Annotated in this window: 30 protein-coding genes and 1 tRNA gene; 15 read left to right on the plus strand and 16 right to left on the minus strand. The window is 65.7% G+C overall.

Features of this window, described 5'->3' with window-relative positions; all coding sequences use genetic code 11:
• Positions 1 to 206: 206 nt before the first annotated feature.
• From DI605_RS06770 to prfB, 4 genes are all read left to right on the plus strand, one after another.
• The gene (locus DI605_RS06770) at positions 207 to 1,076 is read left to right on the plus strand and encodes an N-acetylmuramoyl-L-alanine amidase (RefSeq protein ID WP_293970963.1); all 870 of its coding nucleotides are present in this window, start codon (positions 207 to 209) and stop codon (positions 1,074 to 1,076) included.
• Entirely contained in the window at positions 1,076 to 1,819 is a 744-nt protein-coding gene (locus DI605_RS06775) for a class I SAM-dependent methyltransferase (protein WP_293970966.1), read from the plus strand. Before DI605_RS06770 ends, DI605_RS06775 begins: the two co-directional genes overlap by 1 nt.
• A 146-nt stretch (positions 1,820 to 1,965) precedes the next feature.
• Positions 1,966 to 4,434: a penicillin-binding protein 1A gene (locus tag DI605_RS06780; protein ID WP_293970969.1), complete on the plus strand. Its 2,469-nt coding sequence runs from the start codon at positions 1,966 to 1,968 to the stop codon at positions 4,432 to 4,434.
• Positions 4,435 to 4,599: 165 nt separating this feature from the next.
• A complete protein-coding gene (gene prfB, locus DI605_RS06785) occupies positions 4,600 to 5,727 on the plus strand; it encodes a peptide chain release factor 2 (protein WP_293970972.1) in 1,128 nt (375 codons plus the stop codon).
• Positions 5,728 to 5,733: 6 nt separating this feature from the next.
• On the opposite strand, the gene DI605_RS06790 is transcribed toward prfB, so the two are convergent.
• Positions 5,734 to 6,090, minus strand: a complete 357-nt coding sequence (locus tag DI605_RS06790; protein ID WP_293970975.1) for a hypothetical protein — start codon at positions 6,088 to 6,090, stop codon at positions 5,734 to 5,736.
• 64 nt (positions 6,091 to 6,154) lie between these two features.
• Positions 6,155 to 7,375, minus strand: coding sequence for a PQQ-dependent sugar dehydrogenase (locus DI605_RS06795; protein ID WP_293970978.1), 1,221 nt, complete (start codon positions 7,373 to 7,375; stop codon positions 6,155 to 6,157).
• A 146-nt stretch (positions 7,376 to 7,521) separates the two neighbouring features.
• Here DI605_RS06795 and rimP point away from each other — a divergent pair, with 146 nt between their 5' ends.
• The 6 genes from rimP to DI605_RS06825 all read left to right on the plus strand — a co-directional run bounded on the left by rimP (position 7,522) and on the right by DI605_RS06825 (position 13,629).
• Positions 7,522 to 8,046, plus strand: coding sequence for a ribosome maturation protein RimP (rimP, locus tag DI605_RS06800; protein ID WP_293970980.1), 525 nt, complete (start codon positions 7,522 to 7,524; stop codon positions 8,044 to 8,046).
• A gap of 8 nt (positions 8,047 to 8,054) precedes the next feature.
• Entirely contained in the window at positions 8,055 to 9,680 is a 1,626-nt protein-coding gene (gene nusA / locus DI605_RS06805) for a transcription termination factor NusA (protein ID WP_293970983.1), read from the plus strand.
• On the plus strand, positions 9,680 to 9,913 hold the full coding sequence (locus DI605_RS06810) for a 4-oxalocrotonate tautomerase family protein (RefSeq protein WP_293970986.1): 234 nt from the start codon (positions 9,680 to 9,682) through the stop codon (positions 9,911 to 9,913). Before nusA ends, DI605_RS06810 begins: the two co-directional genes overlap by 1 nt.
• Complete coding sequence (locus DI605_RS06815) at positions 9,900 to 10,670, plus strand: DUF448 domain-containing protein (RefSeq protein WP_293970989.1); 771 nt, start codon at positions 9,900 to 9,902, stop codon at positions 10,668 to 10,670. The genes DI605_RS06810 and DI605_RS06815 overlap by 14 nt, the downstream gene beginning before the upstream one ends.
• A gap of 66 nt (positions 10,671 to 10,736) precedes the next feature.
• A complete protein-coding gene (gene infB / locus DI605_RS06820; RefSeq protein WP_293970992.1) occupies positions 10,737 to 13,364 on the plus strand; it encodes a translation initiation factor IF-2 in 2,628 nt (875 codons plus the stop codon).
• Positions 13,365 to 13,553: 189 nt separating this feature from the next.
• Positions 13,554 to 13,629: transfer RNA gene (locus tag DI605_RS06825), tRNA-Ala, on the plus strand.
• Between the two features lie 24 nt (positions 13,630 to 13,653).
• On the opposite strand, the gene DI605_RS06830 is transcribed toward DI605_RS06825, so the two are convergent.
• The 7 genes from DI605_RS06830 to DI605_RS06860 form a co-directional block, all read right to left on the minus strand.
• Positions 13,654 to 15,033 (minus strand): phage integrase SAM-like domain-containing protein, encoded by a 1,380-nt coding sequence (locus DI605_RS06830; protein WP_293970995.1) that lies wholly within the window; start codon positions 15,031 to 15,033, stop codon positions 13,654 to 13,656.
• Positions 15,034 to 15,190: 157 nt separating this feature from the next.
• Positions 15,191 to 15,352: a hypothetical protein gene (locus DI605_RS06835; RefSeq protein WP_293970998.1), complete on the minus strand. Its 162-nt coding sequence runs from the start codon at positions 15,350 to 15,352 to the stop codon at positions 15,191 to 15,193.
• Positions 15,349 to 15,543 (minus strand): hypothetical protein, encoded by a 195-nt coding sequence (locus tag DI605_RS06840; RefSeq protein WP_293971001.1) that lies wholly within the window; start codon positions 15,541 to 15,543, stop codon positions 15,349 to 15,351. The genes DI605_RS06835 and DI605_RS06840 overlap by 4 nt, the downstream gene beginning before the upstream one ends.
• A 173-nt stretch (positions 15,544 to 15,716) precedes the next feature.
• Entirely contained in the window at positions 15,717 to 15,953 is a 237-nt protein-coding gene (locus tag DI605_RS06845; RefSeq protein ID WP_293971004.1) for a hypothetical protein, read from the minus strand.
• 60 nt (positions 15,954 to 16,013) lie between these two features.
• Complete coding sequence (locus tag DI605_RS06850; RefSeq protein ID WP_293971007.1) at positions 16,014 to 17,552, minus strand: SGNH/GDSL hydrolase family protein; 1,539 nt, start codon at positions 17,550 to 17,552, stop codon at positions 16,014 to 16,016.
• A 48-nt stretch (positions 17,553 to 17,600) separates the two neighbouring features.
• Positions 17,601 to 17,738 carry a hypothetical protein gene (locus tag DI605_RS06855; RefSeq protein WP_293971010.1) on the minus strand — a complete coding sequence of 46 codons (138 nt, stop codon included), beginning with the start codon at positions 17,736 to 17,738 and terminating at the stop codon, positions 17,601 to 17,603.
• Positions 17,739 to 17,946: 208 nt separating this feature from the next.
• Positions 17,947 to 19,548 (minus strand): hypothetical protein, encoded by a 1,602-nt coding sequence (locus tag DI605_RS06860; protein ID WP_293971013.1) that lies wholly within the window; start codon positions 19,546 to 19,548, stop codon positions 17,947 to 17,949.
• A 714-nt stretch (positions 19,549 to 20,262) separates the two neighbouring features.
• Here DI605_RS06860 and DI605_RS06865 point away from each other — a divergent pair.
• From DI605_RS06865 to DI605_RS06885, 5 genes are all read left to right on the plus strand, one after another.
• Positions 20,263 to 20,616, plus strand: a complete 354-nt coding sequence (locus DI605_RS06865) for a hypothetical protein (protein WP_293971016.1) — start codon at positions 20,263 to 20,265, stop codon at positions 20,614 to 20,616.
• A 139-nt stretch (positions 20,617 to 20,755) separates the two neighbouring features.
• Entirely contained in the window at positions 20,756 to 21,391 is a 636-nt protein-coding gene (locus DI605_RS06870; protein ID WP_293971019.1) for an N-acetylmuramoyl-L-alanine amidase, read from the plus strand.
• A complete protein-coding gene (locus DI605_RS06875; protein WP_293971021.1) occupies positions 21,388 to 21,648 on the plus strand; it encodes a hypothetical protein in 261 nt (86 codons plus the stop codon). The genes DI605_RS06870 and DI605_RS06875 overlap by 4 nt, the downstream gene beginning before the upstream one ends.
• 112 nt (positions 21,649 to 21,760) lie before the next feature.
• Positions 21,761 to 22,099 carry a hypothetical protein gene (locus tag DI605_RS06880; RefSeq protein WP_293971024.1) on the plus strand — a complete coding sequence of 113 codons (339 nt, stop codon included), beginning with the start codon at positions 21,761 to 21,763 and terminating at the stop codon, positions 22,097 to 22,099.
• Positions 22,096 to 22,305 (plus strand): hypothetical protein, encoded by a 210-nt coding sequence (locus DI605_RS06885; RefSeq protein WP_293971027.1) that lies wholly within the window; start codon positions 22,096 to 22,098, stop codon positions 22,303 to 22,305. Before DI605_RS06880 ends, DI605_RS06885 begins: the two co-directional genes overlap by 4 nt.
• On the opposite strand, the gene DI605_RS06890 is transcribed toward DI605_RS06885, so the two are convergent.
• The 7 genes from DI605_RS06890 to DI605_RS06920 form a co-directional block, all read right to left on the minus strand.
• On the minus strand, positions 22,275 to 22,958 hold the full coding sequence (locus DI605_RS06890) for a PEPxxWA-CTERM sorting domain-containing protein (protein ID WP_293971030.1): 684 nt from the start codon (positions 22,956 to 22,958) through the stop codon (positions 22,275 to 22,277). The genes DI605_RS06885 and DI605_RS06890 overlap by 31 nt on opposite strands.
• Positions 22,959 to 23,011: 53 nt before the next feature.
• Positions 23,012 to 23,404: a type II toxin-antitoxin system HicB family antitoxin gene (locus DI605_RS06895; RefSeq protein WP_293971033.1), complete on the minus strand. Its 393-nt coding sequence runs from the start codon at positions 23,402 to 23,404 to the stop codon at positions 23,012 to 23,014.
• Positions 23,405 to 23,425: 21 nt separating this feature from the next.
• Positions 23,426 to 23,608, minus strand: coding sequence for a type II toxin-antitoxin system HicA family toxin (locus tag DI605_RS06900; protein WP_293971036.1), 183 nt, complete (start codon positions 23,606 to 23,608; stop codon positions 23,426 to 23,428).
• 83 nt (positions 23,609 to 23,691) lie between these two features.
• Positions 23,692 to 24,087 carry a hypothetical protein gene (locus DI605_RS06905; protein WP_293971039.1) on the minus strand — a complete coding sequence of 132 codons (396 nt, stop codon included), beginning with the start codon at positions 24,085 to 24,087 and terminating at the stop codon, positions 23,692 to 23,694.
• 6 nt (positions 24,088 to 24,093) lie between these two features.
• On the minus strand, positions 24,094 to 24,279 hold the full coding sequence (locus DI605_RS06910) for a hypothetical protein (protein WP_293971042.1): 186 nt from the start codon (positions 24,277 to 24,279) through the stop codon (positions 24,094 to 24,096).
• Positions 24,279 to 24,596, minus strand: coding sequence for a YozE family protein (locus DI605_RS06915; RefSeq protein WP_293971045.1), 318 nt, complete (start codon positions 24,594 to 24,596; stop codon positions 24,279 to 24,281). The genes DI605_RS06910 and DI605_RS06915 overlap by 1 nt, the downstream gene beginning before the upstream one ends.
• A 220-nt stretch (positions 24,597 to 24,816) precedes the next feature.
• Positions 24,817 to 24,999, minus strand: coding sequence for a hypothetical protein (locus DI605_RS06920; RefSeq protein ID WP_293971046.1), 183 nt, complete (start codon positions 24,997 to 24,999; stop codon positions 24,817 to 24,819).
• Positions 25,000 to 25,134 lie beyond the last annotated feature (135 nt).

Below are 25,134 nucleotides of genomic sequence, written 5' to 3' on the forward strand. Positions count from 1 at the left end.
GCATAGCTAGCATCGCACCTGCCCATCGGCAAGGGATGGCCGGAAAGGGCGGTTCCATCCGTTCGCGCCGGCCCGGACGGCCTTTTCGCGCCCTCCCGCTCTTTTCCTAAAGGGAGGGGAAGCCGGCGATGCTCCAGCCAGCCGGCGGAAACACCCGTTCGGCGCGACGGATTCCCTTGGCGGCCATCCTTCGTTAGAGCCCCCCCGTGCGCGTAGCCCTCTTCAGCCTTGCCTGCCTCACGGCCGCGCCCGCCTTCGCGTCAGCCGCCTTCGCCGCCGCGCCGCCCAATCGCGCCGTGGCGAACATCCCGCCCCGCCCCTCGCGCTTCAGGCTTCCGCCCGTATTGGGGCCGGCCAAGGCCAGCCTGCCGCTGGTGGTGATCGATGCCGGCCATGGCGGCCACGATCCGGGCTCCTCCTCCGCAGACGGACGCACGAACGAAAAGGACGTCGCGCTGGAGATCGCGAAGGCGATCCGCGATTCGCTGATCGAATCGGGCAAGGTGCGCGTGGCGCTCACCCGATCCGACGATCGCTTCCTGGTGCTGGCCGAGCGGCGCGAGATCGCCCGGCGGCTGCGCGCGGATCTCTTCATCTCGATCCATTGCGACAGCGCGCCCACCCCGGCCGCGCGCGGCGCGAGCATCTACACGCTCTCCGAAACCTCGTCCGATCGCGTTTCCGCCGCCCTTGCCGCGCGCGAGAACAAGGCGGACGTGATCAACGGCGTCGATCTTTCCCGCGAGACGAACGACGTCTCCTCGATCCTGATCGATCTCGCCCAGCGGGAGACGATGAACGTCTCCTCCGCCTTCGCCACCCTCGTCCAGCGCGAGCTTTCGCCGCTCATCTCCCTGAAGCCGGACTTCCACAAATATGCGGGGCTGATGGTGCTGAAGGCGCCGGACGTGCCCTCCGTGCTGCTGGAGACGGGCTATATTTCCAACGATGCCGATCTCGCGCTGCTGACCTCAAGCGGCTATCGGGAGAAGATCGCCACCGGAATCCGGCGGGCGATCGAGGCCCATTTCGCCCGGCAGCGCATCGAGCGCGCCGAAGACAGGGAGGATATGTGATGAAGCTGGTTCATCGTCTGGGAGCTGCCTTTCTTCTTTCGAGCGTAGCGCTCACGCCCGTGGCCGCGCAGGTTTCGATCGCGGCCGCCGTGGCCGACAAGGATCGCCCCCAGGCCGACAGGGAGCGCGACGCCGATCGCAAGCCGGCCGAAATGCTGAAGTTCGCGGGCGTGAAGCCGGGCATGACCGTCGTCGACATGCTGCCGGGCGGCGGTTATTTCACGCGCCTCTTCTCCGATGTCGTGGGCCCGAAGGGCAAGGTGATCGCCTATATTCCGGATGAGATGCTGGGCAAGAATCAGGCCGCGCTGGAGCGCGCCAACGCCTTTGCCGCCGGCCACCCGAATATTCAGGTGATGCATGATCCGCTGATGGCGCCGCCGCCGCCGGGCCTGCTGGCCGATGTGGTGTGGACCTCGCAAAATTATCATGACCTGCACAATATGGCGGGCGTCGACGTGGTCGCCGTCAACAAGCTGATCTTCCAGGGCATCAAGCCGGGCGGCGTCTATATCGTGCTGGATCACGCTGCGCCGGCGGGATCGGGCCTGGCCGCGACCAACACCACGCACCGCATCGATCCCGCCGCCGTGAAGGCCGAGGTGATCGCCGCGGGCTTCGTATTCGATGGCGAGAGCAAGGTGCTGGCCAATCCGGCCGACAATCACGAGCTGAAGGTTTTCGATCCCTCGCTGCGCGGCAAGACCGACCAGTTCGTCTATCGATTCAAGAAGCCGAAGTAAGGACATAGCCGCTTCGTGACTGCCGCTGCCGTGACTCGTCACTCCGGCCCTGTCCGGGGGCTGTGCCGTTCGAACATGTGCCGGACGGGCTTTCGATGCTCCGGCGAAAGCTGCGGCATGGCGGCCGTGACGGGGAAGGCACGGGCATGAGGATCGCCCTGAAGCGCGGTGGCGGATCATCGCATCTGCCGCCGTGGCTGGGAAAGAAATGGGTGCGTTGGCTGCTGGCGGCCCTTGGCCTGCTGATCGCCGGCTGCACGCTCTTCTGGTTCCTGTTCGTGCGCGGCCTTCCCTCGACCGATGCGCTCCTGGCGTATGAGCCGCCGCTGCCGACGAACGTCCGCTCTTATGACGGAACGCCCGTCTACAGCTTCGCGCGCGAACGGCGTGTGGAGTTGAGCTTCGATGAACTGCCCAAGCCGCTGATCGAGGCATTCATCTCGGCCGAGGACAAGACCTTCTTCCGCCACAAGGGCGTGAACCCGCTGACATTCCTCAACGGCGTTTATGAATATGTGACGAAATACGGCTCCGGCGAGCGCGCGCACGGCGGATCCACCATCACCCAGCAGCTCGCCAAGAATCTGCTGATCGGCGACGAATATTCGCCCTCGCGCAAAATTCGCGAGGCCGTGCTCGCCGTGCGCATCGAACAGGTGCTGACGAAGGAGCAGATCCTCGAACTGTATCTGAACCAGATCTTCCTCGGCCGGAACGCCTATGGCGTGCAATCCGCCGCGCGGGCCTATTTCGGCAAGGATGTGGATCAGCTGAGCCTGCCCGAGGTCGCCTATCTGGCGATCCTGCCCAAGGCGCCTTCCAATTATGATCCCGATCGGCATGGCGATCGCGCCAGGGAGCGCCGGGCTTACGTGCTGCGCGAGATGCACGCCAACGGCTATATCACCGGCGATCAGGAGGCGGCCGCCAATGCCGCCCCGCTCGGCACCGTGCCCCGTTCCGATGCGCGCCGCGACATAGAGCGCCAATATGAGGGCCATTTCATCGAGGAGGTGCGCCGCGAGCTGATCGACCGCTATGGCGAGGCGGACGAGAAGGGCAATCACGGCGTCTATAATGGCGGCCTGTGGGTGCGCACCTCGCTGAATCCGGTGATGCAGAAGGCCGCCGAACAGGCGCTGCGGCAGGGCCTGCTGCGTTATGATTCGGGCGGTGGCTGGCGCGGCCGGCTCGGCGCCATCGATCCCGGCGCGGGCTGGCAGGCGGCACTGCGCAAGCTCAATCCGCGCACCGGCCTGCCCGAATGGCGCGCGGCGGTGGTGCTATCAAAGGATGCGGGCGTCGCCACGATCGGCTTCACGGATGGCAGCCAGGGCCGCCTGCCGACCTGGGGCGCGAACATGCCCAAGCGCGGCGTGGGCGGGCGCGCGTTCGATTTCCTGAAGGCGGGCGATGTCGTGCTCGTCGCCAAATCGGGCGATGCCTGGGCGTTGCGCTCCATTCCCGGCGTCTCGGGCGGCTTCGTCGCCGAAAATCCGCATACCGGGCAAGTCCTGGCGATGCAGGGCGGCTTCGATCCGCGCGAGCCCTTCAACCGGGCGACGCAGGCGCTGCGCCAGCCGGGCTCCTCCTTCAAGCCGATCGTCTATTCGGCGGCGCTGGAAGGCGGCATGACGCCGGCCTCGATCATCGAGGATGCGCCCTTCTGCGTGTTCCAGACGGCCGCGCTCGGCACGAAATGCTTCCGCAACTTCTCCGGCGGCTATGCCGGGCCGCAGACGATGCGCTGGGGCGTCGAGCAATCGCGCAACCTGATGACGGTGCGCGCGGCGACGCAGACGGGCATGGACAAGGTGGTGGCACTCGCCAAGGCGATGGGGGTCGGCGATTATCCGCCCTATATCGCTTATTCGCTGGGCGCCGGCGAGACGACCGTGCTCCGCCTGACCAACGCCTATGCGATGCTCGCCAATCAGGGCCGCAGCCTGAAGCCCACGCTGATCGATTATGTGCAGGATCGCCACGGCAAGACGATCTGGCGCGCCGACACGCGCCCCTGCGAGGGCTGCAACGCGAAGGACTGGAATGGCGGCCCGATGCCGCGCCCGGCGCCGCGCGGCGCGCAGGTGCTGGATGCGATGAGCGCCTATCAGATGGTCCACATCATGGAAGGCGTGGTCCAGCGCGGCACGGCCACGGTGCTGCGCGATCTGGGCCGGCCGATGTTCGGCAAGACCGGCACCAACAGCGGCCCCACCAGCGTGTGGTTCGTCGGCGGATCGGCCGATCTCGTGGGCGGCGTCTATCTCGGCTACGACAAGCCGCGCCCTCTCGGCGGCTATGCGCAGGGCGGCACGATCGCCGCGCCGATCTTCCGCCAGTTCGCGCAGGTGGCGATGGAAGGCATGCCGGTCGTACCGTTCAAGGCGCCCGCCGGCATCCGCATGGTTCGCATCGATCGCCGCACGGGCAAGAAGGTGTTTTCGGGCTGGCCCGATCCCAACGAATATAAGCCGGCGATCATCTGGGAGGCGTTCAAACCCGAGAGCGAGCCGCGCCGCGCGATCGGCAAGCCGGAACCCGTCATCGCCAAGCCGGTGGAGAAGGTGCGCTCCGACAGCGACTTCTTGGCAAAGGAGGGGGGCATCTACTAGATGCCCCCCTGCAAGGACCGTTCGTCCCAAGCGTAGTCGAGGGACACGCAGGGATCGAGCGAAGCCGAGGTCCGTGTTCCACGCAACCCGCATCTCGGCTCGGCTCGATACTCTCACGCCCTTCGGCTTCGCTTGGGGCGAACGGAAAGAAACGAAGGATTTTCGATGCGCGCCGAAGCGCAAGCCCATATCGACCAGATCGACGCCGCGATGGCGCTGGTCCGCCGCTTCCTCGACTGGGACCGCGCCGTGCGCCGGCTCGACGAGCTGAACAATCGCGTCGAGGATCCGAAGCTGTGGGACGATCCCAAGCAGGCCCAGTCCGTGATGCAGGAGCGCCGCCGCCTCGACGAGGCGATCGCGGCGGTCCACTCGATCACGCGCGAGCGTGACGACACGATCGAGCTGATGGAAATGGCCGAGGCCGAGGGCGACGAATCGCTGGTCGACGAGGGCGTCGCGAGCCTCGCCGCGCTGGCCGAGCGGGCCGAGACCGACAAGATCAAGGCACTGCTGGCCGGCGAGGCGGACGGCAACAACACCTATCTGGAGATCAATGCCGGCGCGGGCGGCACCGAGAGCCAGGACTGGGCCGAAATGCTCCAGCGCATGTATACGCGCTGGGCCGAGCGGCGCGGCATGAAGGTGGAGCTGATCGATCATCACGCGGGCGAGCAGGCCGGCATCAAATCCGCCACCCTGCTGCTCAAGGGCGAGAATGCCTATGGCTATGCCAAGACGGAGAGCGGCGTCCACCGCCTCGTCCGCATCAGCCCCTATGACAGTGCCGCGCGCCGCCACACGAGCTTCTCGTCCGTCTGGGTCTATCCCGAAATCGACGACAATATCGAGGTCAGCTACAATGAGAGCGACCTGCGGATCGACACCTATCGCGCGTCGGGCGCCGGCGGGCAGCACATCAACACCACCGATTCGGCGGTGCGCATCACGCACATCCCCACCGGCATCGTCGTGCAGTGCCAGAACCAGCGTTCGCAGCACAAGAACAAGGCCGAGGCCTATAACCAGCTGCGCGCGCGTCTCTACGAGCGCGAACTGGCCATTCGCGAGCAGGCCGCCAATGCCGAGAACGCGACCAAAACCGATATCGGCTGGGGCCACCAGATCCGATCCTACGTGCTTCAGCCCTATCAGCTGGTGAAGGATCTGCGCACCGGCGTCACCTCCACGGCGCCGTCCGACGTGCTGGACGGCGATCTCGACAAGTTCATGGCCGCGGCCTTGTCCCAGCGCGTGACCGGCGAGACCGTGGACGTGGAGGACGTGGACTGAGGCGGCTCAGGCCGCGCGCTCAGGCCATTGATGCCACGTCAGCAGCAACAGGCCGCCGATCATCAACAAGGGAGCCGAGGCGATCCCTATGATCGGGAAAATCTTCAAGATCTCCCCCTGAAACGCATCTGGAAAGCCGAAGCGGACGAACGCCTGTCCCAACCACAGGATAACGGCCACCAACGGCAAGGATGCGAATATCAGGCAGGCTGCTGCGCTACCCGTCCGCCCGCCCCGACCGATCAGGCGGCGTGTCAGCGCGAGACAGGCCAGAGCGATTAACAGTATCGGCAGCCCGAGGAACAGGGCGCCTTGAAGCGTCCCGAGAAAGATCCAGCCGATCGCCGCCGCAAGAAAAGCCATGCCGCGAAACTACCACGGCATGGCCCGCGCACGAAGGGCCGCGAATCAGGCCCTCAAACAGCCGTCACGGCTTCGGGGTCAGCTTCAGCAGCGATCCCTTCATGTCATCCTCGACCAGCCACAGGGCGCCGTCTGGGCCCACCGCCACATCGCGGATGCGCTTGCCCATGTCCCAGCGCTCGGCCTCCTTCGCGCCGCCCTTGCCGTCGAAGCTGATCCGGACGAGCGTCTTGCTGGCCATGCCGCCGACGAAGGCCGAGCCCCGCCACTGGGGAAACGCCTTGCCCTCGTAGAAGCTGAGGCCGCCCGGCGCGATCACGGGCACCCAGTAGATGACGGGCTGGGTCAGGTCCGGCCGCGTATCCGGCTTCGGGATCGGCACGCCGTTGTAATTGTTGCCGTAGGAAACGAGCGGCCAGCCATAATTCCTGCCCTTCTCGATCAGGTTGAGTTCGTCGCCGCCGCGCGGGCCATGCTCGACCTCCCAGAGCCTGCCCGCCTTGTCGAAGGCGAGGCCATAAGGCGTCCGGATGCCCGACGCCCATGTTTCCGATGGCGCCAGATTGGGGCGCGGCAAGGTCACGGTCTGCTTGGGTGCCGTCTTCTCCGCCTCGGTATCGGCGGGCGGGGGGAAGAGCGGCACGGTGGGCGAGCCGATCTTGCCCGCCCAAGGGTTATCCGGCGCGGGCTTCCCGTCCAGCGTGAGATGCAGGATCTTGCCGAGAGCGCTGTTCGGATCCTGCGCGGTGGTGAAGCGCTGCCGATCGCCCACGGTAAGGAACATGCTCTTCCCGTCGGGCGCGAAGGCGATCACGCCGCCATATTGGCCACCCTCGCCTTTGGGCAGTTCGCGCCAGATCACGTCCAGCCCCTCCAGCTTCGCGGTGCCGCCCGCTTCGACGATCCGCGTGCGTGCGACGGCAAGGCTCCCGCCACCTTCGCCCGGCTCCGAATAGGTGAGGTAGATGAAGTGATCGCTCGCATAATGAGGCGATACGAACACGCCCAGCATGCCGGCCTGGCCCTTGAAGAGCACGGGGGGCACGCCCGTCACTTCCGTCTTCTCGCCCTTCTGCGTCACGATCTGCAGGCCGCCCACCTTTTCGGTCACGAGCAGCCGGCCATCGGGCAGGAAGGCGATCTTCCAGGGCACGCGCAGCGTCGCGATCTCGGTCACCGCGAAGGGTTGCGTGGCGGCCGGCTTGTTTTCACCGGCATTCACCTGGGCGCAGGCGGGCGCCGCGATCATCAGCGTGACCAGGGCGACGGGGGGCAGGGTCCGCATTCTTGTCCTTCCGAATCTTCGAGCCGCTTGCCGGGGGGCGGCGGCGAGTCTATATGACGCATGTCCCCTCGACATTGGAAACTCTGGCGAGGCCGGTGCCGTCAGGTTCCGGCACGGGCCGGTGCATCCATACGTCACGGAAAGACATGACCGACATTACGACGATCGCCAAGCTGATCGAGCCCGAGGCCAAGGCATTGGGCTTCGATCTCGTGCGCGTCGCGATGTTCGGCGGAAAATCCGATCCGACGCTGCAGATCATGGCCGAGCGCCCCGATACCCGCCAGCTGGATCTGGCGGATTGCGAAAGCCTTTCGCGCCGCATTTCCGAAGTGCTGGACGAGGCCGACCCGATCGAGGAGGCCTATCGGCTGGAGGTTTCCTCCCCCGGCATCGATCGCCCGCTCACGCGGCTCAAGGATTATACCGACTGGCAGGGCTTCGAGGCGCGCATCCGCCTCTCCTCCCCGCTGGAAGGCCGCAAGCAATTCGACGCGACGCTTTCGGGCGTCGATGGCGAAACCGTGCTCATCTATGCCGAGCGAGTCGGCGAAGTTTCCATCCCGTTCGGCCAGATCGCGAGCGCCAAGCTGCTTCTGACCGACGCTCTCATCAAGGCCACCGCGCCGCTCTCCACCGAGGGTGCGGACACGATTTCACAGGAAGGGTAACCGTCAAAATGGCCACCTCAGCCGTTTCCGCCAACAAGGCCGAGCTGCTCGCCATCGCCGATTCGGTCGCGCGCGAGAAGCTGATCGATCGCGCCATCGTGATCGAGGCGATGGAGGATGCGATCCAGCGCGCCGCCAAGTCGCGCTACGGCGCCGAGAACGACATTCGTGCGAAGATCGACACGAATGTGGGCGATCTGCGCCTGTGGCGCGTCGTCGAGGTGGTCGAGCAGGTCGAGGATTATTTCAAGCAGGTCTCCGTCCAGGACGCGCAGAAGCTGCAGAAGGGCGCCGCCATCGGCGATTTCATCGTCGACCCGCTGCCCCCGATCGAATTCGGCCGCATCGCGGCGCAGGCCGCCAAGCAGGTGATCTTCCAGAAGGTGCGCGATGCGGAGCGCGAGCGCCAGTATGACGAGTTCAAGGATCGCGCGGGCGAGATCATCGTCGGCACGGTGAAGTCGGTCGAGTTCGGCCATGTCGTCGTCAATCTCGGCCGGGCCGAGGGCGTGATCCGTCGCGATCAGCAGATCCCGCGCGAAGTGCTGCGCAAGGATGATCGCGTCCGCGCGATCATCCTGAAGGTCGTCCGCGAAAATCGCGGGCCCCAGATCTTCCTGAGCCGCGCGCATCCCGATTTCATGAAGAAGCTGTTCGCGCAGGAAGTACCCGAAATCTACGACGGCATCATCGAGATCAAGGCCGCCGCCCGCGATCCGGGCAGCCGCGCCAAGATCGGCGTGATCTCGCGCGATTCCAGCATCGATCCGGTCGGCGCGTGCGTCGGCATGAAGGGTAGCCGCGTGCAGGCGGTGGTGCAGGAACTGCAGGGCGAGAAGATCGACATCATCCCCTGGTCGCCCGACAATGCCACCTTCGTCGTCAACGCGCTGCAGCCCGCGCAGGTCGCCCGCGTGATGATCGACGAGGAAGAGGAGCGGATCGAGGTGGTCGTGCCCGACGATCAGCTCTCGCTCGCCATCGGCCGCCGCGGCCAGAATGTGCGCCTTGCCAGCCAGTTGACCGGCAAGGCGATCGACATCCTCACCGAGGCCGACGCCTCCGAGAAGCGCCAGAAGGAGTTCGTCGAGCGCTCCGAGCTGTTCCAGCAGGAGCTGGACGTGGACGAGACGCTGGCCCAGCTGCTGGTGGCCGAAGGCTTCTCCAGCCTTGAGGAAGTCGCCTATGTCGACGTCGAGGAGCTCGCCCAGATCGAGGGTCTCGACGAGGAAATCGGCGGCGAGCTGCAAAATCGCGCCGTAGAGGCGATCGAGCGCCAGGAGGCCGCGCATCGCGAGGCCCGCCAGGCGCTGGGCGTCGAAGATGCGGTGGGCCAGCTGCCCTACATCACCGAGGCGATGATGGTGACGCTTGGCAAGGCCGGCATCAAGACGCTGGACGACGTGGGCGATCTTTCCACCGACGAGCTGATCGAGAAGCCCCGCGCCGAACCGCGCCGCCGCAAGGAAGGCGCGCCCGCGCCGAAGCCCGACAAGGGCGGCGTGCTCGCCGGCTATGGCCTCTCGAACGAGCAGGGCCAGGAGATCATCATGGCCGCGCGCCAGGCCGCCGGCTGGTTCGGTGACGAGGAACCCATCGCGGAAGCCGAGGGCGAAGCGGAGGCAGAGGCCTGATGCCCTTCGTGGCGATCGAACTGGCAGGCTCCGCCACGCGCGAGCAGAAGGCGGCGATCGTCGCCGACGTGACCCGGTCGCTCGTCGAGCGGCTGGGCAAGCCGGCGAACGCCGTGCAGATCGTGATCAACGAACATTCGACCGAGAATTACGGCGCGGCCGGCATCCTGATCGCCGACCGCCCCGCGACGCCTCCCGCACAGGAGGTCGCACCCGCGAATGGCACACGATGAGCATTCCGGTTCGGTAAATCCGGCTCCTTCCCCCCTCCCGCCTGCGGGAGGGGCCGGGGCGGCGCATTCGGTTTCCGCCTCCGCCGCGCACGATCAGGACGAGACGCCCCTCGCCCACCACGCGAAGAACGATCCCGAGCGGACCTGCATCCTCTCGGGCCGGAAGGCCGCGCGGGATGATCTGATCCGGCTCGCGCTGGCGCCCGATGGCTCGGTCGCGCCTGACGTGCGCGCCAAGGCGCCCGGCCGTGGCGCCTGGATCGGGGTGGATCGCGCGACGCTGGAACAGGCGATCGCCAAGGGCCGACTGACCAAGGCGCTCGCCCGCGCCTTCAAATCCGCCGTCACCGTCCCCGCCGATCTGGCCGACCAGATCGAAAAGGCGCTGGAACGCGCCGCGCTCGACCGGCTGGGGCTGGAAGCGCGCGCGGGCGACCTGCTTACCGGCAGCGAGAAGATCGTGGACGCAGCGCGCAAGGGATCGGTCGAGCTGCTGCTGCACGCCCGCGACGCCGCGGCGGACGGCACGCGCAGGCTGGATCAGGCGCTGCGCGTCGGGCTGGGCGTGGAGGGAAGCGGCGAGCAGGGACTCGTAATCCCGGCGACGCGCGCCATATTGTCGATGGCGCTCGGACGGGAAAACGTGGTACATCTCGCGTTGATCGCGCCGGCGGCTGCCGCGCGCGTCTCCCATGCTTTGGGCCGGTGGCGCGGCTTTATTGGACGAGATGACCTTGGTCGGGATGGTGGCCCCTGAACTCTGCGATGTTTCGCAGGGTCCAAACGGGCGCAGGTAGGTTTTTTGAAGGGTTCGGGTTACCAGATGAGCGATAACGACAAGCCGAAGCTCGGAATGCGCGCGCCGCTGGGCGTGCGCCGCACGGTCGAGACGGGCAAGGTCAAGCAGAGCTTCAGCCACGGCCGATCGAACACGGTCGTCGTCGAGGTGAAGAAGGCGCGGACCTTCCGCAAGCCCGGCGATCCCGCGCCCGTGGTGGAACCCGAGGTGCAAGCCGCCGTCGAGGCCGCGCCGGAGCCCGTGGTCGCGCAGCCGGTCGCAGCCCCCGCCGCCCCGCCGCCCCCGCCCCGCCCCCAGGCACCCGCGCCTGCACCCGCCGGCCGCCAGCTGAGCCCGCTCGAGCGCCGCGAACAGCAGGAACGCCTGCTGCGCGAGGCCGAGGAAGCGCGCATGGCCGCGCTGGAGGAAGCACGCCGCCGCGAGGAGCGCGAACGCGTCGAGGCAGGCGAGGAGGAAAAGCGCCGCGCCGAGGAGAAGGTGCGCGCCGCCGAGGAACAGGAAGCCGCTGCGCAGGCTGCCCCCGCCGAGCCGGAGCCGGCTCCCGCCGAGGAAGCACCCGTCGCCGAGGCGACCCCGGCCCCGGCCGCCGCGGAAGCCGCCGCACCGGCGGCGCCCGCCGCTCCGGAAGGCGATGCCGGCCCGCGTCCGACCTCATCGACCACGCTGCCGCCGCCGCGCCGCTTCACCCCCGTCATCGCGCCCAAGCGCCCCGAGCCGGCCCGCCCGGCCACGCGCGGGCGCCCCGGTGACGATCGCCGCCAGTCCGGCAAGCTCACCGTCACCCGCGCGCTGGACGATGATTCGTCGGGCGGCGCGCGTGCCCGCAGCCTCGCCGCGCTGAAGCGCGCGCGGGAGAAGGAAAAGCGCGCGCACCAGATGGGCGGCCCGGCCGCCAAGCAGGTCCGCGATGTCGTCGTGCCGGAAGCGATCACGGTGGCCGAGCTCGCCAACCGCATGGCCGAGCGCACCGCCGATCTCGTGAAGGCGCTGTTCAAGATGGGCACGCCGGTCACGTCGAACCAGACGATCGACCAGGATACGGCCGAGCTGCTGGTGTCCGAATTCGGCCACAACATCCGCCGCGTTTCCGATTCCGACGTGGACATCACGGTGGAAACGGACGTGGATGCGGATGATACGCTGCTGCCGCGTCCGCCGGTCGTCACGATCATGGGCCATGTCGATCACGGCAAGACCAGCCTGCTGGACGCGCTGCGCGGCACCGATGTCGCGGCGGGCGAAGCCGGCGGCATCACCCAGCATATCGGCGCCTATCAGGTAACCCAGAAGGACGGATCGAAGATCACCTTTCTCGATACGCCGGGCCACGAGGCATTCAGCGACATGCGCGCGCGCGGCGCCGACGTGACCGACATCGTCGTAATCGTCGTGGCCGGCGATGACGGCATCCGCCCGCAGACGATCGAGGCGATCAACCACACCAAGGCCGCCGACAAGCCGATGATCATCGCGATCAACAAGATGGACAAGCCGGGCAGCAATGCCCAGCGCGTCCGCGAGGCGCTGCTCCAGTATGACGTCCAGGTGGAAAGCATGGGCGGCGACACGCAGGAAGTGGAGGTCTCGGCGCTCGCCAAGACCGGGCTGGACGATCTGATCGAGAAGATCCAGCTCCAGGCCGAACTGATGGAGCTGAAGGCCAATCCGAACCGCGCCGCCGAAGGCGTGGTGGTCGAGGCGCAACTGGACAAGGGTCGCGGCCCCGTGGCGACGATCCTTGTCCGCCGCGGCACGCTCAAGACCGGCGACATCTTCGTCGTCGGCGCCGAGAGCGGCAAGGTGCGCGCGCTGGTGGACGACAAGGGCAAACAGCTGAAGCTGGCCGGCCCGTCCATGCCGGTCGAAATCCTCGGCATTTCCGGTGTGCCGCATGCGGCCGACCAGCTTTCCGTGGTGGAGAGCGAGGCGCGTGCCCGTGAGGTCGCCGCCTATCGCGCGGGCGTGATCCAGCAGAAGCGGACCACGCAGGCTCCGGCTTCGCTGGAATCGATGTTCTCGCAGCTGCGCGGCAAGCAGGCGCAGACCTATCCGGTCGTCGTCAAGGCGGACGCGCAGGGTTCGGTCGAGGCGATCGTGGCCTCGCTCAACAAGATCTCTACCGACGATATCCAGGTGCGCATCCTGCATTCGGGCGTCGGCGGCATCACGGAGAGCGACGTGACGCTCGCGGCGGCCAGCCGCGCGCCGATCATCGGCTTCAACGTGCGCGCCAACGCCAAGGCACGCGAGATCGCCACGCGGGATCAGGTCGCGCTCAAATATTATGACGTGATCTACGATCTGCTGGACGAGATCCGCGCCGCGATGGCCGGCCAGCTGGGCCCGGAATATTTCGAGACGGTCGTCGGCCGCGCCGAAGTCCGCGAAGTCTTCTCCGCCGGCAAGCATGGCAAGGCGGCGGGCCTGCTCGTCACCGAGGGCTATATCAAGAAGGATCTGCGCGCCCGCCTCACCCGCGACGATGTCATCATCTACAATGGCAAGATCGCGTCGCTGCGGCGCTTCAAGGACGACGTGCCCGAAGTGCGCGCCGGCCTGGAATGCGGCGTCACGTTCGAGGGCTCGACCGACATCAAGCCCGGCGACTTCCTCGAAACCTTCGAGGTCGAGGAGCGCGCACGCACGCTCTGATCGCTTTTTCATCATCACCCCGGCGCCGCTCGGGGGCCGATGGCGGGGCCTGATCCACGATCGCGGATCAGGCCTCGCGCGGTGGATGCCGGCCCAAGCACGGCATCACGATGAAAGAGATGAAGGCAGCGGAGAAAGGGCCGTTGCATCGCCCCCTTGGCGCCGCTAAGGGAGCGCACCGCTGGTGACGGGGCTGTAGCTCAGATGGGAGAGCGCTGCAATCGCACTGCAGAGGTCAGGGGTTCGATTCCCCTCAGCTCCACCAGCGGCAACTATCTCAAATCGTTGACTATTGCCTAGCCGCGGTTGCGCGGGCTGCGGCCAGATCGATCACATTGGGTCCGCACTGGGTCCGCAGATGCACCGTCGTGTAGCGTCGCAGATCGCTCCAGAACCCTTCCACTGCATCGATCAGCTCGCTTAGATAGTCGGGCCGCAGATGCATGTAGTTGCGCTTGTTGGTGCCGATCGGGGCGTGGCCAGACGCCATCTCGATCTGCCGCTCGTCGACGCCGCGCTTATGCATCTCGGTGATGATGGTGTGCCGGAGCGTATTCGGCGTGCCCTGGCCCCGCAGTTTCATGCGCGGCGTCGTTTCACCCAGCTTGCGCCGCGCCGGCAGCATGACGGGCGATCCATCAGCCGCCAGTACCGGACGGCTGATGCCGGCCTCGATCAGGCAGGCGTCGAAGGCCCGCCCGATATCCTCGGGGGCGCGCTCCTCAAATTCGGGCACTGCCGGGTCCGCCCACTTCCGCTCTGCCACCGGAACGCGATAGCGAATCACCCTGCCCTCGGCGCTGGCAAGCCACGGCGCCAGCGTGGGCGCGATCGGGACGATCGAGCGGCGCTTAGACGTCTGATCTTCGTCCGGATCGAGGAAGTAGATCAGCCCGTCCGAGATCTGGCGATCGGCGTCCAGTTCCATGATCGCCTCCGACCGTCCACAGGTGCTGAGCTGGATCATCGCGTACAGGAAGACGTGGCGCCGATCCTCGATCCGCCATGCTGCTTCCAGCAGCGCGGCGATCTGCTCGTGGGAATAGACCAGCGCGCGCGGCTTGGCCTTGTCCTTCGAATCGACTTCCCGGATGAACGGGGCGCTTGCGATCCGTTCGTTGCGCCATGCGTGATTGAGCGCCCCCCGCAGGGCCGCCAGATCGCGGCTGATGGTGTGGCCGCCGACACCCTCCCCTTTGCGGAAATCAATGAAGCGATCGACGAAGGCCTTCGTAATGTCAGCCACCGTAACGCCCCCGGTGATGAAACCGAGGCGACGTTGCTCCGCGAAGAAGCGCAGCAGGTGCTGGACGGAATAGCCGTAGCGCGCGCTGTCGGCCTTATGGACGGCATGATCCGTCAGGAAGAACGTCAGCAGCTCGGCAACGGGGGCCTCGGCCGGCTTCTGCGGCTCGGCCGGCCGGTTCCACTCCAGATAGTGGTTGGCTAGTGCTTCATGCGCTGCCGGGGGCGGATTGCCCGGCTCGCCGCCAGTAACGCCTGTGCCTCGGCGGCGGCGTGTACGTGCGGATTTATCGTACCAGCAGATGGTCCATTCGCTGCGCTCGGCTCGCCATGCGAGCCAGAACGGCCCGAGCTGGACGCGGGTGGCGTTATCGTTTCCGGCGTCGGCTCCGGCACCTTTGCCGGTCCCAGATCTGTTTCCCACGACTCGATCAACTCCCTCGTCCGCGTCTCAACATAGCTCGCGTAGGCGGGATGTTGGATAAGAGCCCGGACCAGCTCGGGCGAAAGGTGCGCCTTAGCCTCGTTACGGGCGGCGCGTTCGAGGATCTTCAGTGCCTCGGTGATAGGACGATGCGCGGTCATGGCCGTCCCTTTTCGGTCGCTGCCTGATAGGTTGCGCGCGCTGTGGCGAGAGCGATCCGGAATGCCTTCTCCGGATCGGCGGCGATCTCAGCCTCGCTCATGCCGGACAGTGCGGCCAGCGCGACGCGGCGCAACAGCGGCTTCATATCGCGCGTCATGTCCGCCCGAACCCCAGCGCATAGCGGCGGCGCATATATTCGGCCGGGTTCATCCGGCCGGCGGCCTTGTCTTCCGCGATCCAGCGACGCTCCAGATGCTCGGCATCGCGCCGGGCCTTTTTGCCGATCTCGATATCGCCGCGACTGCCGCCGCGCGTGATCTGGGCGGCCATACGGAGCGGCACCAGCATGCGGCCCCGGATCTTGTCGCGATCGTGCCACGCGGTGCGATGCGCCGGGCAACAGAACATTTGGCGCGGCCCTGCCGGCAGGAACAGCTTTGGGCATTCGGCGCACCGGTAGGAGCCCGGAACGGGCAACATGCGCTCCTGAGCCATTTGCGGCGATGCATGGTCCATGGACATCATGCCGCCTCGTCGAAGAGAGATGGAAGCCGCTGAGCCGTCGCGCTGACGGCGGCCGGGTTGATCCAGAGACATTCCGTTCGAGGAGAATTCCGGTGCGCGCGTGCTGCGACTTCCCGCCGGGTCCAGCCGGGAAGCGCGTCGTCATAGGTCGCGTCTGGATAGCCTGACAGGAAGATCATGGAGGAAGACTGACGGCAGGCGTCCAGCATCTCGGCATGGTCGCTCTCGTTCATTTCGAACGCATAGGTGTGATAGCGCTCGCCCGGCTTCCTCGACTTCGTTGTCCGACAGGATCATGCCGCAAGCTGATGGCCAGCATTGTCGTTCGCAGCCGCAGGGACGGGCGGCAGATCGAGGCCGAACGAGATCGGCACCGGCGCCGCCAGATAGGCGCGGATCGCGGCCGCAACGCGCCGGGCGATCCACTGGTGGCCGGCGAAGCTCGGATGCACGCGCGGGCTCTCGTTAGCCATGAGCGTGTCGGCATTGCCGTCGCCGGTCGTGCCGCCGACCTTTCCGGTGCCGGTGATCCAGGGCGCCGGATCGCTGTTGATCGGCACGAACAGCGAGTTCGGATCGGCCCAGGTCAGGAAGGCCGCTTTCAGTGCCGCCTCGTCCGCAAGCGTCTTGGTGTCCGCCTCGCCATGCACGCCAGCCCAGGGGCCGGTTACGACGATGAGCGCATTCGGCGCGGTGGCGCGCTCTTTGGTCCACGCATCCAGCCCGGCGGCCGCGATGGCGGCGGAGGTGTTGGACCAGTCGTTATAGCCGCCCGCATTGATGACCATCGAAACGGCAGACATCGCGCCGTTCGACGCAACGAGATCGGGATTGGAGAGCTTCCAGACCGCAACCTGATCGGCGATCTTCGGCGCGCCCGTGGTGCTGTTGGTCTGAATATAGCCGGTGCCGCCAAGAGCGACGATACGCATGTCGTCGACGCCCAAGAGTGTAGCCGCTGTCGCGGGCCAGGCGCCCATGAAGCGATACTGGCTGCCGAATCCCTCGGAATAGCTGTCGCCGGTCACGAGGGCGACGATGCTGTCCGGCGATCGGACGGGCCTGGAGAGGGTCGCGGTCGGGGCGACGCGGATGCGGAGGATCGCGACCGTCTGCGAGCTTTCGAGCGTTACGACATGCGGCTGGCCGTCCAGCGTGACGGTGATCGTGTCGGCATTGCCCGCGCCGACGAAAGCCTGCGGCGTTTTGTTGATATACTGGCCGTCGACCTGGAGCCGGTAATAATGCGTGCTGCTCGTGCCGGTGACCCGGATCTGGATGGCGGCGGCCGTGTCGGTCTGGACCGACGCGCGCCAGACGGTGGCCTCCCGGCCGGCATCGAACGTGCCGGCGGTGAAGAAGCCCGAAAGGTTGCCCACCGTGCCCGGAGAGACGTTGGTCGACGGCATGAAATAGGTGCCGTTGGTGTAGAGGTACGGCACGGCGCCCGAGACGCGCATCACGTCCGGCAGCTTCGGCGTGCTCGTGGAATTATAGACCTTGGAATAGGTCCCCGAATCCTCGGCCGTGGCGAGCGAGACGGTGAAGGAGGAGGTGGCGCCATCCTCGGCATTGTTCGCGGCGGCGCGGGCCGCTGCTCGCTGAAGCTTGGTCACCGAGCCGTTGAGCAATGTGCCCAGCCGCGCCGTGACGGCCTGCCCATCCTGCCGAAAGTCGAGCCATTCCGTGCCCTTTACCGCAGGGGCGCAGGGACGCCCGGTAATGCTCGGATTGGCTGCGCAGGATCCGGACTGCGCCGCCGCGATCTGCGGCACGCACAACACGAAAAGGGCGAGCAGCAGGGTTGCTGCCCACCGGAGGGTGGATCGCATGGTTATGGTTCCTTTCGGAAAGCAGCCGGCCCCGTGCCGGCGGAAAAATCAGACTTCGGGTGAGGGCGGCGTCTCGGCCACTTCGCTGATGATCGTGCCGCCATCGAGATAGCGGCCCTCGCCGGTCAGCCATTCGGCAACGGAGGCCATGGGCGTGGCGGAGAAAGCATCGTCCGCGATCTCCACCCGATCCTGCCAGCCGATCAGCGTCTGCTCCGGCGTGGTGTAGCTGTTGACGGTCGCGATGGCGTGTTAGTCGATGGGCAGTAGAAATCGACGCTCACCGTCGGCGCCGGGGCCGTGGAAGCGATGATGCCCACCGTCCGTGTCGTCATGCGCGTGCTGTTGAACCACTCCCGCCCGTCCGGGCCGTTCACGCGGATGCCGGTCGACATCAGAGCTGCCCGATCGTCACGCGCTGCACGTTGCTGGCATCATAGACCCGGATCTGATTGGCCTCGATCTCGGTGCGCGCACCGCTCGATGCGGTCCTCAGCAAGCCCACGTCGGCCGTGATGGCGGAAAGACTCGCAACGCTGATCTTCGCGGCGGTGACGGATCCGGCGGCGAGCAGCGGAGTGGTAATGGAGCCACTGACGATCACCCGGTTTGCATCGACCGTACTCGTCTTGAGATAGTCGCCGTCGATGATCGTGCGACCATAGGCCGCGTCCAGCACGTTGCCGCCGAAATAGGCCGCCACGATGATGTTGTTCGTGTTTGCGAGGATCGCCGCAGGCGTGGTTTCGCCAGCGTAGAAGATCTGATTGGCGTGCGAAGCGACGCGGTCAAACCAGATGTAGGCGACTTGCGAACCGGCAGTCGTCCGATAAACCGACCCGGCATTGATGAATGACACCTGCCGATTTCCGGCATCATCGACCCAATCGACATAACCGGCCGACCAGCTCACCGTGTTCACGCGATCCGTGTCGAAGTTGATGCCGAGTAGCTGAATGCCGCGAAGCCCAATGACCGCGCTGTTGATGCGGATTGTGTTGGCAGCGATCACGCCGCCGTTTAGCTCGGAATTGTCACCTCCCGTCAGCCAGTTCGATAGGGTGTTGGCGCCGCCAAGCTGGATCTTGCCCGGCGCGATCAGTGTTGTGTTCGCGTTGATCCGGCCGGCAGGGTCGGCGACCGCCGTGGCCATCGTCGCGAGCGAGAAGCCGGTGCCTGAAACTATGAGGCGGCCGGGCAAGCTGTCCGTGCTCTCGATCACCTTCGCGGCGAACGTTCCCGTCACGGTGGCCGTGTTGGCGATGATGCGGTCGGCGAGGACATTATCGACAGTGATGTGGCGAGAGACGATTGCGCCGTCGACAACGAGCGTGCCGCCGACAGCTTCGCGAAGCGAAATCGTGCCGACTTGCGCATCGCCCGCCCAGATCGACGTGACACCATCATTGATGACGGCGAACCGGATGAACGCAGCCTTGGGCCCAAACGTCACCTGCTTCTTGAAGCGGCCCACCTGGCCGGGGAAGCAGAACCACGAGCGCTCGCCCGATGTAACAGCGTCCGCATCATTGAGGAACGTAAAGTCCGCAGACAGCACATCCATGATGACGCCGTGCCACTGGTTGGCGTTGTTCTTCATCGGGATAGAAAATTCGTAGACGGTGTCCGCCTTGACGGGGATCAGAAACTCCCGAGTCACGCTCCAGCCGCTATAGAGATGATACCTATATCGGCGATCGGTTGGCATCCCGGTCGCGGCGCTGTTGAGTGTGATCCACGTCGAACAGCCCAGCAGCGTCGCCAATGCAACGCCGTCAGGGCGAGATGCGCTATTCTCGACGGACCAGCCGCCTGCGGCATCGGTATGAAAACCGCCGTGATCTTCGCCCGGCCCCGTCCAAGCCGAGCCGTTCCAGTCGCTGACCCGCTGACTGTGCCAATAGGCAGGATCGCGGAAGTTCGGGTCAGGGTTCAAGTTGTCGGCCGTGATCGCCATTTTCGAGGCGACGACGATGCCCGCCTGCAGCGCATCCATGTAGACCGCGTTGGGCGCGAGCTTCAGATCGGTGATGATCCGATCGGCGAGATCCGACGTATTGGTGAGCGCGGCGGTGGCACTGGCGGGCCCGGCCTTAGGCGATTCATTGTCGCTCGTGTCGACGGCCGTTGCCCAATAGAAACGAGCCTGCCCGCCCGCGACCGACCGGATCGTTCCGCCCGCCTTGCCGGCATCGGCGTTCAGTGTGGCGACGAGCGTCGCATCGGCGAAGACATTGGTCGCCCCTTCGTAGAGACGACTGGCGCTTACACTCTACTCTCGCGCCGAGTATCTCGCCGCGTTCGAGCCGATCGAGGAGCCGATCGAGCGCGCACGCCGCGCCGTCGTGCGATCCCATCTTGGCCACGGAACGGGCGGCAATCGGCTGGATCGACCAACGGGGTTCCGGACGGATGGCATTAGCGCCACGACCAACGTAGCCGGCGAATGGGCTGACCTCCCAGAAGCGCTGGGCGCGGTGGTGCGCCGTATGCAGGGAGTGAACATCGAGCAGCGGCCGGCGATCGATCTCATACGTCGCTTCAATGATCCGAAGGCGCTCATTTATCTGGACCCTCCTTATCTGCCGGCGACGCGGTCATCATCGCCTGGTGGCCGCAGATCGCCAGCGCGGCCGGCGGGCTTGGCGGTGGCGGCCTCATAACGGGCTACCTTTCCCACCAACGTGCAAAGCGAAAGCAGACGGACGAAGTGGCGCTGGATCTGGTCGTTCAGCTCCGTGAGAAAATGGAGGCGGTCGAGAAACGCTGTGACGAGCGGATCGCGGCCGTCGAGGCAGCCTCCGAGCGTGAGCGTCAGGTCTGTGATGCGAAGCTGGAGGTTGCCGACCAGAAGATCTCGGTGCTCCGACATGAGCTGGGCATCGTCGAAAGCCAGTTCGACGGCCTGCTTCTTGCGATCCGGTTCGCGCCACCGGAGCGCATCCCCGAAATCGTCGAGATCGCCCGGCGGCAGCGGGCCGAACATGCCAGCCGCAAAGGTGAGGCGCGCAACGCCGCCCAGATCGAACTGAGCGCGCACCGGGTCATCCCGGATATCGACTGATGGGAACCGCCCCGCCGGCGTGAGGTCGGCGGGGCGCACGGTCACCCTCGTAGTTTCCGCAGGTCGCTCCTGCCCCGCCGATCGCGCGGCGGGCAACCGCACAACCGTCAACAATCGTCACCATATCCGGAGGTAATCCATGACCACCGAACCGGCGTGGCCCGGCCACGCACGGGCGACGCGAACGCGCGCGCTCCAAACAATGCTGGCCAAGGAGGGGCTCTACAAGGGCGCGATCGACGGCGCGGACGGGCCCAGGACGAATGCGGCGCTGATTGCGCTCCAGATCAAGCGCGGCGGCTGCGCCCGCCGCATCAACCGGATCGTGCTCCACTGCACCGCGACCCGCGAAGGGCAGTTCGCGGACGCCGCCGAGATCCGCCGCTGGCATCAGGCGAAAGGTTGGAAGGATATCGGGTATCACCATGTCCATTTGCTTGATGGATCGGTGCAGCCCGGCCGGCCCGAGATTCAGATCGGCGCGCACGCCGAGGGCTTCAACGCGGATTCGATCGGCGTGGTGTATGTCGGCGGGCTCGCCGTGGATGGCCAGACGCCGAAGGACACGCGAACGGCGGCGCAGAGGACGAGCCTCGCGCAGCAGCTTCTCGCGCTCTCCTATCGATATCCCGGCGCCGAGATCTGCGGGCACCGCGACCTTTCCCCCGATCGCAACGGTGACGGGAGGGTCACGCCCGACGAGTGGATGAAGGCCTGCCCCAGCTTCGACGCCGCCGGGTTCGTCCGTGAGATCGGCCTTCAGGTGCCGGCATGAGCATCCTTACGGCACTGCGCGGGATCGGCGGCGAATATGAGATCCAGCGGCTGCTCGGGGCCTTCGGGACGGTGGTGTACATCGTCACGGCCCCGGCGCTCGTCTGGGCCCAGATGGTCACCGTCACCTTCGATACCTTTTGTCTCGCCTATCCTGCGGGCCTTGCGGCCTGCATCGGCGCATCGGCCGGCGCGATCGTGCTGAAAGATCGCGGCGTCGCTAAGGCTAAGGCGATCGAGCAGGGCACCCCGCAATGACCCGCGCCCTGGCAGACATAGCCGTCATCGGCGGCCTGCTCCTGCTGCTGGCGGCGATCGTGGTGGCGTTCGTGTGGTGGCCGGTGTGAGCGGGATCTATCAAGCTCCCGCCATGCGTGCTGCCACGGGCGCGTTCATCGAGTCGGTGCTCGCGGCAATCCTGCCGCCAGTTCGCGAGGTAGCGCGCGATCATGGTTATGCGATAGCGGTTCACGGCTCGCTGGCCCGCGACATCGATCTGTTGGCGTGCCCGTGGCGTGAGGACGCGGACCCTGCTGACGAGTTGGTGAAATCAATCGTGGTGGTAATCGGCAGCATACTCGGCCGATGCTGCCAGAATGGCCCGGTAGGCATCAAGCCGCATGGGCGGCGCGCCTACACACTGATCCACAATGGCCATATCGGCGAGATCGACCTGAGCATCATGCCGATTGTGACAGTCGAGCCATGAGCTACCTCACCCTCGCCCTGCGCACCGGCCCGTGGGTGGTGATCGCGGCCCTGTCCCTGCTCCTGCAACGAGCATGGGGCAAGCTCGACCATGCCCAGATGCAGGCCAAGGTTGACGTAGGCTCGGCGCTGCCCGCTCCGAAATCGCGAACGGCAAGACGCTGCTCGCGGCCCTCTCAACCTACGCGGATCGGACGGCGGCGCTGAGCCCGCATCGCAAGGCCAGCCACGCCGAACCCGACGATCATCATCAGCCATGTCGACGGCTCCGGGACAACCGCACCGATCGTCGCGCGCGAGACCGTCATCGTTCCGCCGACCACCGGCGAGGCGTCACCGATGCCGAACCCTAAGACGCCGGAGTAAATATAGTTCAGCGGCTGTTCGACGATCGCCGGATCAAGGAAAGATCGCGGCATCGTGCTTCCATCATAAGGGCGCCGAAGGCTCACGTTGAAATAGGCATCGTCGCCCGGATCGAGCATAAAGCTATAGCCGAACAACATCTCGCTATTCTGGTCGCCCCAGAAGCCGGTGACCAGCCGCGTATAGCCGGGATGGAAGGTGAGCGACTTGTCGCCGAGCGTGAAGATTGCAGTGACGTGCGGCTTGAAAGTGTCGATCAGCGCATAGCCGTATGGCCCGCCGTCCGCCCAAGGATTTTGGCTGATCGCCTCATCATCAACGATGATCGTGAATGTCGCCGCTGCGTCCTGCCAGCTCGTCCCAGCCGGCAGGAACAGCCCGGCGTTATCCGTCCCGCTCGACGTCCCCTCAAACGATATGACCGCCGCCGCATAGGCTGGGCTCGCAACTGCCATCGCCGCGCATATGAACGCGCGCATCAACGTCTTGACCATCGGTTCCCCCGTCCAAGTGTCCAGGACGCATGTTGCGCGTCCTTCTCGCTGGATCAATGCTTGCCCTGGATCTCGTTTCGTGCGGCCTCGACGACGAACGCGCTGCGGGTCAGCCCACGCCCCTTGGCCGCTGCGTCGATCGCCGCCAGCGTGCCCATGTCCAGCGACAGGTTGACGCGGGTCAGTTTGCCGCTGGTCGTCATGCGCGGAACGGCGATCAGAAACGCGCCCTGCGCCAGATCGTTCGCCGCCCGTTCGCGCACCGTCGCGACATCGCTTGCGTCCGGCTCGGCCTGATCTTCCAGCCAAAGCTCCATCGCCTCGACGGCGTTGGGAACCACGTCCTCCATATCGTCGGCTGCCGAAAAACAGCCCGGCAGATCGGGGAAGGTCACGCCGTAGGCGCTGCCCTCATCCTTGTGAACGATCGCGTAGAAATACTTCATCTCAACCTCCTTGAGGGTGGCTCAGAGCCACCCCGCCGCCTTCGCGATGGCCCTCGCGGTGCCGATTGGCAGATCCCGCTTCGGGTGGGGCACGATCAGCGTGATCTCGTTGCGCCGGAACTTGTGGTGCGATCCACGGATCGAAACCAGTTCCCAACCCTCAGCGAGGAGGCGCTTGATGATCTTTTTGCTGTCCCGTTCCATGTGGAGATATCTACACACGCCGCACGCCGCCGTCAATCAATAATGTGTATTATTTTACACAACTCATGCCGGAATATTGGCCGCTATCCCGTCCTCCGCGCCTGCCGCGCCCGGTCATATTTCTCGACCCGCTTGCGCTCCCCGGCCTGTATGGTGGTCATGGCATCATGAACTTCCCGTTGCGCCAGTTCGAATCCCAGCGTCCGGGCGATGGCATATATGCAGGGCCGCGCAGCGGCTGTGCGACCAATCCCGGCGACGGTTTCCGATCCGCCGGGGTCATCGTGACACGCTTTCCAGAATGCCTCGTAAGGTGCCCGATCGCCATTGCTGGCGGCGTGGAGAAGCGCCAGGAGCGCGCGGACGGCCAGCGCATCTCTTAGCGGTGCGTCATGCAGGTTTCCGGCGATCTGATCCAATGCGGCGATCGAGAGCAGGAAGGCACGCATGGTCGGCGGCCGACGCTCCCAGCCCGTCATGTCGGATCAGCAATGACCGGAGTAACGATCGCCCTCGTGCAGCGCGGCAAGGGCGACGGCGGCGAAGACGGTATAGGCTTCGCGATCAGTTGAACGCGCGGCCTTCCATGGCCGGATGTCCTCACGCTCTTCCCACAGCTCAACGGCGAAGCGCTCCACGATTTCGGCCGGGATCTCGATGTACGTGGCCATCACAGGCTCATCCAGCAGCGTTCGGCATCGTCGAGCTGCTCCAAAGCCTCGCCATCCGCGCCAAGCCGGATCAGATGGGCGCGCACCTGATCCGGCGATGCGTCGCGGGGAAAACTGCGATCTGCGCGAGCTGCTGTCGCCAGCGCATCGATCCAGTCTTCCCGGTCGCGCTGGGCGAGCAGCCAGCGGCTGAAAGTTTCTGACGGTCGCGGCGGTACGGGCGGAGCCGTCCGGAGGCGGGCCGGCGTCGCGCATTCGAAGTTGCGTTCAATGGCTTTGACGGCCTCTTCCAACTCCCGGCGTTCCTGTGTGTCCATGCCTTCCTCCTCGCGAATCGAGGCGGCAGGCTTAGCATTTGTTCCAACTTTGTTCTACGCCTTGAGCCCTGCCGTAATGCGGCCAATAGGCCGAAATCGTTTTACATGGTTGGGCTAAGTATTTGATCCCATTGACGGGATTTTCGCGCAATTTTACAACCAAGTTATTGAAAAGGCGGCAAATCTAGCAGCTTGGAAGGCTCCTTACGTGGATGGTTCGTCAAGTAAACCGCTTTGGGTCCAGCAGCGCGAGCAGCCTGCCGATCTTCTGCAACGGGAAGCCGACCAGAATGGCGTCCTTCGAAAGAAGCGTTGTCTGCACCTCGGTGACGAGATCCAGCGCCGCTTCGCGCAGCTGAGCTATCTCACCCCGGAGCACGGTAACTTCATCATCAACGCTCATGGATCTTCTCCGTCTTGCTGCTGGGTCCGCACTGGGTCCGCAAATTGCCGAATGTTCGGCGCTTGTTCTAACATTTTGCCCTATCGCTAGGGCGGCCGTCTATCTTAAGGGCATCAAACGAACGCAATCGCACTG

The organism is Sphingomonas sp., from assembly GCF_003248515.1.
Lineage (GTDB): Bacteria > Pseudomonadota > Alphaproteobacteria > Sphingomonadales > Sphingomonadaceae > Sphingomonas_I.